The 10,373-nt window shown below is 71.7% G+C and carries 12 protein-coding genes; 4 read left to right on the plus strand and 8 right to left on the minus strand.

Annotated features, from left to right (window positions below):
- Positions 1 to 6: 6 nt before the first annotated feature.
- The 6 genes from ACQ9ZG_RS22000 to ACQ9ZG_RS22025 form a co-directional block, all read right to left on the minus strand.
- Positions 7 to 1,389, minus strand: a complete 1,383-nt coding sequence (locus ACQ9ZG_RS22000) for a sensor histidine kinase (protein ID WP_499281137.1) — start codon at positions 1,387 to 1,389, stop codon at positions 7 to 9.
- Positions 1,386 to 2,471, minus strand: a complete 1,086-nt coding sequence (locus ACQ9ZG_RS22005; protein WP_063827930.1) for an ATP-binding SpoIIE family protein phosphatase — start codon at positions 2,469 to 2,471, stop codon at positions 1,386 to 1,388. Before ACQ9ZG_RS22005 ends, ACQ9ZG_RS22000 begins: the two co-directional genes overlap by 4 nt.
- Positions 2,468 to 2,890, minus strand: coding sequence for an ATP-binding protein (locus ACQ9ZG_RS22010; RefSeq protein WP_109914605.1), 423 nt, complete (start codon positions 2,888 to 2,890; stop codon positions 2,468 to 2,470). Before ACQ9ZG_RS22010 ends, ACQ9ZG_RS22005 begins: the two co-directional genes overlap by 4 nt.
- Positions 2,887 to 3,261 (minus strand): STAS domain-containing protein, encoded by a 375-nt coding sequence (locus ACQ9ZG_RS22015; RefSeq protein ID WP_028419604.1) that lies wholly within the window; start codon positions 3,259 to 3,261, stop codon positions 2,887 to 2,889. Before ACQ9ZG_RS22015 ends, ACQ9ZG_RS22010 begins: the two co-directional genes overlap by 4 nt.
- On the minus strand, positions 3,258 to 4,109 hold the full coding sequence (locus ACQ9ZG_RS22020) for an STAS domain-containing protein (protein WP_028419605.1): 852 nt from the start codon (positions 4,107 to 4,109) through the stop codon (positions 3,258 to 3,260). Before ACQ9ZG_RS22020 ends, ACQ9ZG_RS22015 begins: the two co-directional genes overlap by 4 nt.
- 110 nt (positions 4,110 to 4,219) lie before the next feature.
- The gene (locus ACQ9ZG_RS22025) at positions 4,220 to 4,747 is read right to left on the minus strand and encodes a MarR family winged helix-turn-helix transcriptional regulator (protein ID WP_084992613.1); all 528 of its coding nucleotides are present in this window, start codon (positions 4,745 to 4,747) and stop codon (positions 4,220 to 4,222) included.
- A 158-nt stretch (positions 4,748 to 4,905) separates the two neighbouring features.
- On the opposite strand from ACQ9ZG_RS22025, the gene ilvA reads away from it, so the two are divergent.
- The 3 genes from ilvA to ACQ9ZG_RS22040 all read left to right on the plus strand — a co-directional run bounded on the left by ilvA (position 4,906) and on the right by ACQ9ZG_RS22040 (position 8,112).
- Positions 4,906 to 6,135 (plus strand): threonine ammonia-lyase, encoded by a 1,230-nt coding sequence (ilvA, locus tag ACQ9ZG_RS22030; RefSeq protein ID WP_099221016.1) that lies wholly within the window; start codon positions 4,906 to 4,908, stop codon positions 6,133 to 6,135.
- Positions 6,136 to 6,277: 142 nt separating this feature from the next.
- Positions 6,278 to 7,252, plus strand: a complete 975-nt coding sequence (locus tag ACQ9ZG_RS22035) for an ATP-binding cassette domain-containing protein (protein ID WP_109914604.1) — start codon at positions 6,278 to 6,280, stop codon at positions 7,250 to 7,252.
- Complete coding sequence (locus tag ACQ9ZG_RS22040; RefSeq protein WP_028419609.1) at positions 7,249 to 8,112, plus strand: ABC transporter permease; 864 nt, start codon at positions 7,249 to 7,251, stop codon at positions 8,110 to 8,112. Before ACQ9ZG_RS22035 ends, ACQ9ZG_RS22040 begins: the two co-directional genes overlap by 4 nt.
- A gap of 115 nt (positions 8,113 to 8,227) precedes the next feature.
- Here the strand turns inward: ACQ9ZG_RS22040 and greA are convergent, their stop codons facing one another.
- Positions 8,228 to 8,725 carry a transcription elongation factor GreA gene (greA, locus tag ACQ9ZG_RS22045; protein ID WP_018490078.1) on the minus strand — a complete coding sequence of 166 codons (498 nt, stop codon included), beginning with the start codon at positions 8,723 to 8,725 and terminating at the stop codon, positions 8,228 to 8,230.
- A 203-nt stretch (positions 8,726 to 8,928) separates the two neighbouring features.
- Complete coding sequence (locus tag ACQ9ZG_RS22050) at positions 8,929 to 9,345, minus strand: DUF4307 domain-containing protein (RefSeq protein WP_109914603.1); 417 nt, start codon at positions 9,343 to 9,345, stop codon at positions 8,929 to 8,931.
- A 145-nt stretch (positions 9,346 to 9,490) separates the two neighbouring features.
- Here ACQ9ZG_RS22050 and mca point away from each other — a divergent pair, with 145 nt between their 5' ends.
- Positions 9,491 to 10,372 (plus strand): mycothiol conjugate amidase Mca, encoded by an 882-nt coding sequence (gene mca, locus ACQ9ZG_RS22055; protein ID WP_084992609.1) that lies wholly within the window; start codon positions 9,491 to 9,493, stop codon positions 10,370 to 10,372.
- The last annotated feature ends 1 nt before the right edge of the window (position 10,373 follow it).

Consider the following 10,373-nt stretch of genomic DNA (forward strand, 5'->3'; position numbering starts at 1 on the left):
CGCGGGTCACTCCGGGGCGGGTCGGTCGGGCGGCGGGGGCGCGGGCTCGAAGGGCAGCCGGACTTCCACCCGGGTACCCGCCTCCGGGGTGCTCGACAACCGCAGCGTGCCGCCGAGGAGTTCGGTGAGGGTCAGGGCGTAGGGGAGGCCGAGGCCGGTGCCGCGGTGGATCCGTTGGTGGGGGCCGCGGACCTGGTAGAACTCCTCGAAGACCCGGGGCAGTTCGTCCTCCGGGATGCCGACGCCGGTGTCGGTGACGACGAAGCTCATCCACGGGGGGTCCGCGCGGAACTCCAGGCGCACCTCGCCCCGCTCGGTGAACTTCAGGGCGTTGGAGAGCAGGTTGCGCAGGATCCGGCCCAACAGCGCCTCGTCGGTGACCGCCACCGGCAGGGCCGAGGCCTCGGGCATCACCAGGGCCACCTCGGCGGTTCCCGTGTTCCGCATCACCGCGCCCAGCTGGGCCAGCAGGGCCCGCAGGTCGGTCGGCGCGGTGGCGACCTCCAGTTGCCCCGCCTCCGCCTTGGCCACGTCCAGCAGGTCGTTGACCAGCGACAGCAGGGACTGACCCGAGGAGTCGATGAGGGAGAGCTGCCGCCGCTGCTCGTCGGTGAGCGGACCGGAGCCGGGTGCCAGGAGCAGCCGGGTCAGGGCCACCACCGCGTTCACCGGGGTGCGCAGTTCGTGGCTGATGTTCCGCCAGAAGCGGGTCTTGGCTTCGCTGGACTCCCGCAGCCGCGCCGACTTCTCCTCCAGTTCGGCGTGGAGGGCCACGACTCCGCTGTTGGTCTCCTCCAGCTCCCGCGACAGCTCGGTGTAGAGGGCGAGGACCCCTCGATTGGTCTCTTCCAGCTCCTCGTTGAGCCGACGCAGCTCCTCGCCCTGGGCCCGGGTCTCCTCCAGGGCGGCGATCAGGTCGCGGGTCTGGGAGCGCAGTTCCTCGGCGAGGGTCGGCGAGGCGGGGACGCCGAGCGCCTCCCGCACCCGGTGGCGGGCGTCGGGGCCGTCCGCCCAGCTCGCGGGCAGCGGATGCTCGGCGACGATCCGCTCCCGGCCGCCGTCGGGGCCGCGGTCGTGGCGGACGCGGTGCAGGAGTCGGGCCGCCGGGTCCAGATCGGGGGCCGGGCCGCTGTCGGCCGCCCACTCCAGGACGACCGAGAGCACCGGCTCCGGCCCCGGTGGCAGGGCGAAGGTCACGGTCAGCCCGGGGCAGCCGAGCCGGTCGCGGCCCAGTTCGCTCAGCGCGGTGGCGATCCGCACCTGGTCCTGGCGTTCCATGCCCAGGGCCGCCGCCGTGCTCTGACCGGTGCGGCGCAGGGCGAAGACGTCCTGTGCCGTGGTCAGCTCGTACGCGGCCAGGACGGGAGGGTCCACCGTGCCGCCGCTCACCAGGCCCCCTTGACGACCACGATCCCGGCGTCGTCGCGGCGTACGCCGGCCTCCCGCAGCAACTGGCCGGCGAGCACGGCCGGGGTGTGCCGGAGCAGCCCCGGCAGGTCGTCGGCCTTCCACCGGTCGGTCAGCCCGTCGGAGTGCATGATCAGGGCGCTCTCCGGCCTCAGCGGCACCTCGAACGTGCGCAGCGCCCTCATCTGCTGCCCGACGATGCCGGGCGCCGAGAGGAGTCCGTTGCGCGTCCCGGGCCCCAGCAGGACCCCGTTGACGTTGCCGATCCCGCAGTAGAGGAGCCGCCCGGCGCCCGGCTCGATCCGCGCCACCGCGACGGCCCCGCCCCGGGAGCCCCGCAGCGCTGTGTGGATGTCCCTCAGCAGCCCCTCCGGGAGGCGGGCCGTGCTGCGCCGGAACGCCGTCACCGCGGCCTCGGCGGCGAGCGCGGCGAGTGGCCCGTGGCCCAGCCCGTCGCAGAGCATGACCAGGATCGCCGGCCCGGCGGACGGCGCGGAGCCGCTGCCCGGCGTCCGGGCGCCAGCCTCACCGCCCTCGTCGAGGCGTACCGCCCAGGCGTCCCCGCAGCGGCTCTCCCCGCTGATGGGCCGGGTCAGCCCGGAGGCGACCGGCCTCACCCCTCCGGTGGGCGCGTCGCCCGCCTCGCGCGCCCAGAACTGCGCGGCCATGACGGTGCCCCGCCCCGGCAGCGAGTGGATGTCGAAGGCGTCGGCGAGGCGGGACACCGCTCCCAGCCCGATGCCCAGCGTGCCCGTGGAGGAGGCGCCGTCCGACAGGGCCGCCGGCACGTCGGCCATGCCGGGGCCGGTGTCCACGGTGACGAACTCGACACCCGCCTGCTCCGGCGTGCGCAGGACACGCAGCAGCAGCGCGCCGTCCTGGGTGTGGTGCCGGAGGTTGGTGGCGGCCTCGGTGACCGCCAGGGCCACCTCGGAGGCCCGGTAGCCGTCCAGACCGATACGGCGGGCCAGGGTGGCGGCCGCGCCCCGGGCGGCGGACGGCATCTCGACGGCGTCGCGGAACCATTCGACGTCCTCGCAGTCGACCGTGGTCCACGTGCTCATCGCGCCCACTTGATGATCGTGACGGTGGTGCCGCGGTCCACCTCGGTGTCGAGGAAGAACTCGTCGACCAGCCGGCGCGCTCCGCTGAGGCCGAGCCCCAGCCCGCCGCCCGACGTCCAGCCGTCGGTGAGGGCCAGCTCGGTGTCGGGTATGCCGGGGCCGGAGTCCTCGAATACGGCCGCGACTCCGCGCCGTCCGTGCCGCTCGACCTGGCCGGCCCGCATCTCGCCGCCGCCGCCGTAGACCAGCGTGTTGCGGGCGAGTTCGCTGGCGGCGGTGATGAACTTCGTCTGCTCGACCAGGGAGAGCCCGCACGCCTGCGCGTAGGTGCGGGCCTGCTGGCGGGAGCGGACGACGTCGTCGTTGTGCGTGATCGGCTGCGTCTGCGGCGGTGACTTCGCCGTCCAGGGGACGGTCATGGCAGATCCGCGCCGGTGGCAGACCGGCGCAGCAGCGCGAGCCCCTTCTCCAGATCGAGAGCCGTACGCACCCCGCCCAGGGAGAGTCCCAGTTCCACCAGGGTGATCGCCACGGCGGGACGCATGCCCACGACGACGGTCTCGGCGTCGAGCAGGCGGGAGATCGACGCGATCGTGGCCAGCATCCGGCCGACGAAGGAGTCGACGATCTCGACCGCCGTGATGTCGATGACGACCCCGCGGGCCGACTTGGCGACGATCTGCTCGGCCAGATCCTCCTGGAGGTCCAGCACCGTCTGGTCCTCCAGGTCCACCTGGATCGAGACCAGGAGGATGTCCCCGATCCGCAGGACCGGAACCCGTTCGGTCATCGCCCGGCCCCCCGGTCCGCCACGAGGTCGACCCCGGACTTCTCCAGGGCGTGCTGGAGCGCGTCGGCGAGGGTGGCCTTGGTGACGATGTCACCGAACTCGATGCCCAGGGCCACGATGGTCTGCGCGATCTGCGGGCGGATTCCGGAGACCGTGCACTCCGCGCCCATGAGCCGGGCCGCGACGATGGTCTTGAGCAGGTGCTGGGCGACCTGGGTGTCCACGGCGGGCACGCCGGTGATGTCGATGATGGCCTGCTCGGAGCCCGTGTCCACCAGCGCCTGGAGGAGCTTCTCCATGACCACCTGGGTGCGCGCCGAGTCCAGGGTGCCCACCAGAGGTACGGCGATGACCCCGTTCCACAGCTTGACCACGGGGGTCGACAGCTCCATCAGCTGGGCCGCCTGCGAGCTGATGATCTCCTCGCGGGTGCGGGTGTAGGCCTCGATGGTGAACAGAGCCAGATCGTCCAGGACGGCGGCCAGCTCCAGGTACGCCGTGGTGTCCCCCGCCGAGCCGTTGCGCAGCGCGGGCTCCAGGGCCTGCTTCAGCGCCATCACGCTGATCGCCGTCTCGCTGGGGGTGAACCCCTGTCGGGCCCGGTTGCGCGACAGCTCCGTCAGCAGCGCCCGCACCTCGGAGAGGCCCTCGCCCCGGGTGCTCCCGTCGCCCGACCGCAGCCCGTCGACGAGGGCGTCGTACAGTTCCCTCAGCTCGCGGTCCAGCTCCGCCTTGCTGATGCGGCCCTGGAGGGTCGCGGCGACCCCGTCGACCCACTCGGCCGTCACCCGCTCGCGGTCGGTGGAGAGCAGGGCCACCGGACCCTTCGGATTCTCCTGCTTCGCCACGTCCCGCCCCTTAGCTCTAAAAAGTGTCCATCAGGCAACTCTTGTCGAAGCGTACGGCAAGGCCCCTGCCGCGTTTCCGGGGCAGGGGCCGATGTGAGGGCGGAGCCGGGTCAGTCGTTCTGCGGCTGGTACGCGGCCTGCCGGGCCGCCAGCGAGGCGTTGAACCGGGTGAGCAGCGTGCAGAAGGTGTCCCGCTCCTCCTGCGTCCAGCCGTCCGTGACCTGCGACATCAGCTCGCGCCGCGAGGCGCGGACCTCCTCCAGGCGGGCCTGGCCGCGCGGGGAGAGCTGGAGCACGACCGCCCGGCCGTCCTCCGGGTGCGAGGTGCGCTTGACCAGCCCGGTGTCGACGAGCGGGGCCACCTGCCGGGTCACCGTCGAGGAGTCGATCCCCATCCCGGCCGCCAGCGCCTTGACCCCCATCGGGCCTTCCTGGTCCAGGCGGTTCAGCAGCAGGTAGGCCGCCCGGTCCATCGAGTTGCGGACCTGGCCGACACCGCCGAGGCGGGTCTGCTCGGCGCGGCGGGCGAAGACGGCCACCTGGTGCTGGAGGGAGTCCAGGAGGCGGTCGGGACCCGGGTGTTCGGGGACGGCGCCCCCGGAAGGAGACGCAGCAGTCGTCATGTCCTGAGGGGGCATGGCCGGGGGCTCTCTTCATACGGTGTCGGATGGAGTGGGGGACAGAGTACGCGGCCCCGGGGCAACGCGTACCAGTGCAGCCCAAACCCGTGGACACCACCGCAGGCCGCCGTGGGACAGGTCTGCCGGGACCGCCGCGAGCTGCGAGACTTGCGACCATGATGTTCCGCGCGACCGCCCGACACCCGGCCCTGATCCTCGACGACGTCCGGGGCGCGCAGAAAATGCTGTCCGGCGTGGCCAGAGCGACCGCTCTGGAGGGCAGCCGGCATCTGACCGAGCTGGTCGGCGCCCCCGTCCACCTCAAGTGCGAGAACCTCCAGCGCACCGGCTCCTTCAAACTGCGCGGCGCCTACGTCCGCATCTCCGGCCTCACCCCGGTGGAGCGGGCCGCCGGGGTCGTCGCCGCCAGCGCCGGGAACCACGCCCAGGGCGTCGCGCTCGCCTCCTCGCTCCTCGGTGTCCGCTCCACCGTCTTCATGCCCGTCGGGGCGCCGCTGCCCAAGGTCGCCGCCACGCAGGAGTACGGGGCGGAGGTCCGGCTGCACGGGCAGGTCGTCGACGAGACCCTGGCCGCCGCCCAGGAGTACGCGGCCCGCACCGGCGCGGTCTTCATCCACCCCTTCGACCACCCCGACATCATCGCGGGCCAGGGCACGGTGGGGCTGGAGATCCTGGAGCAGTGCCCGGAGGTCCGCACCATCGTCGTCGGGATCGGCGGCGGAGGGCTCGCGGCCGGGATCGCCGTCGCGGTGAAGGCGCTGCGCCCGGACGTCCGGATCGTCGGCGTCCAGGCCGAGGGCGCCGCCGCCTACCCGCCCTCGCTCGCCGCCGGGCACCCGGTCTCCCTCGACGACCCGGTCACGATGGCGGACGGGATCAAGGTGGGGCGCCCCGGGGACGTCCCGTTCACGGTGATCGGGGAACTGGTCGACGAGGTCCGTACGGTCTCCGAGGACGAGCTCTCCAGCGCGCTGCTGCTCTGCCTGGAGCGGGCCAAGCTGGTGGTGGAGCCGGCCGGGGCCAGCCCGGTGGCCGCGCTGCTGAGCGACCCGAAGGCGTTCCGGGGGCCGGTGGTGGCGGTGCTCTCCGGCGGCAACGTGGACCCGCTGCTGCTCCAGCGCGTCCTGCGCCACGGGATGTCCGCCGCCGGGCGCTACCTGAGCCTGCGGCTGCGGCTCACCGACCGGCCGGGGGCGCTGGCCACCCTGCTGGCCGCGCTGACCGTGGCCGACGCCAACGTGCTCGACATCAGTCATGTGCGCACCGACCCGCGCCTCGGGCTCACCGAGGTGGAGGTCGACCTCCACCTGGAGACCAAGGGCCCCCGCCACTGCGAGGAGGTCGAGGCGGCGCTGCGCGCGGAGGGGTACCGGGTCATCGGCTGACCGTCCGATTCCCGCCGGATGGCCGAAACGCGTTATTCACCGCGCGATGCGGCCCCCCGAATCCTAGGATGCGCTCACGGGACGCCGTACCGGACGACGTGCCGATACATGTACCGCGAGCGAGCGACGGGGGAGTCCCTCTATGCCAGGTGCCATCCATGCCGAAGGCCTGGTCAAGACCTTCGGTGACGTACGAGCCCTGGACGGAGTCGACCTCGATGTGCCCGAGGGCACCGTCCTCGGGCTGCTCGGGCCCAACGGCGCGGGCAAGACCACCGCCGTACGGGTCCTCACCACCCTGCTCCGCCCCGACAGCGGCAGCGCGTCCGTGGCCGGGATCGACGTGCTGAGGAAGCCGAACGACGTACGCCGCTCGATCGGGCTCTCCGGCCAGTTCGCCGCCGTCGACGAGTATCTGACCGGGCGCGAGAACCTCCAGATGGTCGGCCAGCTCTACCAGATGAGCTCCCGCGCGGCGAAGGCCCGGGCGGGCGAGCTGCTGGAGCGGTTCAACCTCGCGGAGGCCGCCGACCGTACGGCCAAGACGTACTCCGGCGGTATGCGCCGCCGGCTCGACCTCGCCGCCGCCCTGGTCGTCTCGCCGCCCGTGATGTTCATGGACGAGCCGACGACCGGCCTCGACCCGCGCAACCGGCAGCAGCTGTGGGACGTCATCGAGGACCTGGTGGCCGGCGGCACGACGCTGCTGCTGACCACGCAGTATCTGGAGGAGGCCGACCGCCTCGCCAACGACATCTGCGTCATCGACCACGGCAGGGTCATCGCCCGCGGCACCTCCGACGAGCTGAAGGCCCGCACCGGCGGCGAGCGCGTCGAGGTCGTGGTGCACCGCCCGGACGAGATCGAGCCCGCCCGCTCGGTGCTGGCCTCCCTGGGCAAGGGCGAGGTCACCGTCGTCCAGCTCTCCCGCAAGCTGACCGTCCCGGTGAGCGGCGGGGCCAAGCTGCTCGCCGAGATCATCCGCGACCTGGACGCCCGGGGCATCGAGATCGACGACATCGCCCTGCGCCGCCCGACCCTGGACGACGTCTTCCTCTCACTGACCGGCCACGCGGCCGAAGCGGAAGAGAGCGACGACAAGGAGGAGACCCCGTGAGCGTCACCACCAAGGACGCGCCCGTCCTGGCACCCCGGCCGGCCGGCGGGGTCGTGCAGTCGTTCCGGGACTCGCTGGTCGTCGCCAAGCGGAACCTGATCCGGATGTCCCGGATCCCCGAGATGCTGCTCTTCGGGGTCATCCAGCCGGTCATGTTCGTCGTGCTGTTCACCTACGTGTTCGGCGGCTCGATGAACATCGGCGGCACCACCGACCCCGACGTCTACAAGAACTTCCTGATGGCCGGCATCTTCGCCCAGACCGTCACCTTCGCCACGGCGGGGTCGGCGGCGGGCATCGCGGACGACATGCAGAAGGGCCTGGTCGACCGCTTCCGGTCGCTCCCGATGGCCCGCGGCGCGGTGCTCACCGGCCGGACCGTCGCGGACCTCGCCCAGACCTGCATCACCCTGCTCGTCCTGGCGGTCGTCGCGCTGATCGTCGGCTGGCGCACCGGCTCCGCCGAGCCGACCAACGCCGGACGGGTACTGGCCGCCTTCGGGCTGCTGCTCCTGCTGGGGTACGCCTTCACCTGGATCGGCGCCCTGATCGGGCTGTCGGTCCGCACCCCGGAGGCGGCGACCTCGGGCGGGATCATCTGGCTCTTCCCGGTCACGTTCATCTCGAACGCGTTCGTCGACTCCAGCCAGATGACGCCCTGGCTGCGCCACGTCGCCGACTGGAACCCCTTCAGCGCCACCGTCCAGGCCTGCCGCGAGCTGTTCGGCAACCCGGGCGTGGTGGACTCCCCGGCCTGGCCCATGCAGCACCCCGTCTGGGCCTCGCTGCTCTGGTCCGTGCTGATCATCGTGGTCTTCCGGACGCTCGCGGTCCGCAAGTACCGGCGGTCCAGCCGCTGACCGTCCCGTACGCCTCCGTACGGCACCCGAACACGACGACGCGGGTGTCCCGGACCCCTCCGGAAGGGGCCGGGACACCCGCGTCGGGTGTGCCGTGGTGCGGCCGAGCGGGGCGTCAGCCCGTGTACGGCTTCGCCGCCAGGATCTTCACCGTGGCGGTCTTGCCGTTCGGCAGCTCGTACTGGGCCTCGTCACCGGTCCGCTTGCCGTTCACGCCGATACCCAGCGGGGACTGCGGGGAGTACGTCTCGATGTCTCCGCTGGCGTACTCGCGGGAGGCGAGCAGGAAGGTCGTCGTGTCGTCCTCGTCGCCGTCGAAGGCGATGGTCACGACCATGCCGGGCTCGACCACACCGTCGTCGGCCGGCGCCTCGCCGACCTTGGCGTGCTCCAGGAGCTGGGTGAGCTGGCGTACGCGCAGCTCCATCTTGCCCTGCTCCTCCTTGGCCGCGTGGTACCCGCCGTTCTCCCGGAGGTCACCCTCCTCACGGGCCGCCGCGATCTTGACGGCGATCTCCGTGCGCGCGGGACCAGACAGGTACTCCAGCTCGGCCTTGAGCTGGTTGTACGCCTCCTGCGTGAGCCAGGTGACGTTTTCGCTGGTCTGGGTCACAGGTGCTCCTCGTCGGTGCTGGGAATACAAACGATCGCCCTACCCGGAAGCATGTGCTTCTTCGGGTGGGCGAAACCACGAGCCTAACAATTCCCCAGGAAAAGGGGGAGAAGGTAAACCGTCACACGTCCGGGTGGACCGGGCTGCCCGGGGGAAGCGGCAGGTCACCGGGGGTGCGGACGCGGACGGGACGAGCGGATCGGTCAGCCGGCGGGGGAGTCGCCGGCCGTGCAGCCGGTCAGCTCGACCGCGGTGGCCCGGGCCCGGGTCCGCATCACCACCAGCTCGTCGATCCGGTCGGAGCCCGCCTCGAAGCGGGTCTCCTTGCGGCCGACCTCGCTGCCGTCCTTGCTCAGCGCCCGTACGGTGCAGAAGCCGACGGTCCCGTCGTCCTTGCGCACCTCCAGATGGGCGTCGGTGCGGACGTCGGAGACGATCTCGAACTTGATCAGCTCGGCGCTGACGCCCTTGCCGACGATGTAGCCGTAGCCGATCCACCCGATCACGGCGAGCAGCCCGACGCCCAGGACCGAACCGACGATCTTCAGCGTACGGTCGGTCCGCTGCTCGTCCGTCCTGCCGTAGCGCCCCTGGGGCGTGGCCTCGCGCGCCGCCGTCATGATCGTTCCTTCCGGGCAAAAGAAAAACGAGGAATTTTCCCCCGCCTCGTTCGGTCACTATAGAAGTCGCCCGTTCGTCATCCGACCGCGCCCCGACACCACCCACCCGATCACAACAGGATCAACGACAACCGAGGATCGAGCTTTGACTGAGCAGCTGCGACTGATGGCCGTTCACGCCCACCCCGACGACGAGTCGAGCAAGGGCGCGGCCACCATGGCCAAGTACGTGTCCGAGGGGGTGGACGTGCTGGTCGTGACCTGCACGGGGGGCGAGCGCGGCTCCATCCTCAACCCGAAGCTCCAGGGCGACGCGTACATCGAGAAGAACATCCACGAGGTGCGCAAGAAGGAGATGGACGAGGCCCGGGAGATCCTGGGCGTCCAGCAGGAGTGGCTGGGCTTCGTCGACTCCGGACTCCCCGAGGGCGACCCGCTGCCCCCGCTGCCCGAGGGCTGCTTCGCCCTGGAGGACCCGCGGCTGGCGGCCGGGCGGCTGGTGGCGAAGATCCGGGCGTTCCGTCCGCAGGTCATCACCACGTACGACGAGAACGGCGGCTACCCGCACCCCGACCACATCATGACGCACACGATCTCGATGATCGCGTTCGACGGCGCGGCCGACGCCGAGGCCTTCCCCGAGGAGGAGTTCGGCCCGGTCTGGACCCCGCGGAAGCTCTACTACAACCAGGGCTTCAACCGGCCGCGCACCGTCGCCCTGCACGAGGCGCTGCTCGCCCGCGGCCTGGAGTCGCCGTACGGGGAGTGGCTGGAGCGGTGGAAGGAGTTCGAGCGGGTCGAGCGCACGCTGACCACCCACGTCCCCTGCGACGAGTTCTTCGAGATCCGTGACAAGGCGCTGATCGCGCACGCCACGCAGATCGACCCGGAGGGCGGCTGGTTCCGCGTCCCGATGGAGATCCAGCGGGAGGTCTGGCCCACCGAGGAGTACGAGCTGGCGAAGTCTCTCGTCGATACCTCCCTCCCCGAGAGCGACCTCTTCGCGGGCATCCGCGACAATGCCTGAT

It is taken from the genome of Streptomyces araujoniae (assembly GCF_050871195.1).
Classification (GTDB): Bacteria; Actinomycetota; Actinomycetes; order Streptomycetales; family Streptomycetaceae; genus Streptomyces; species Streptomyces bacillaris.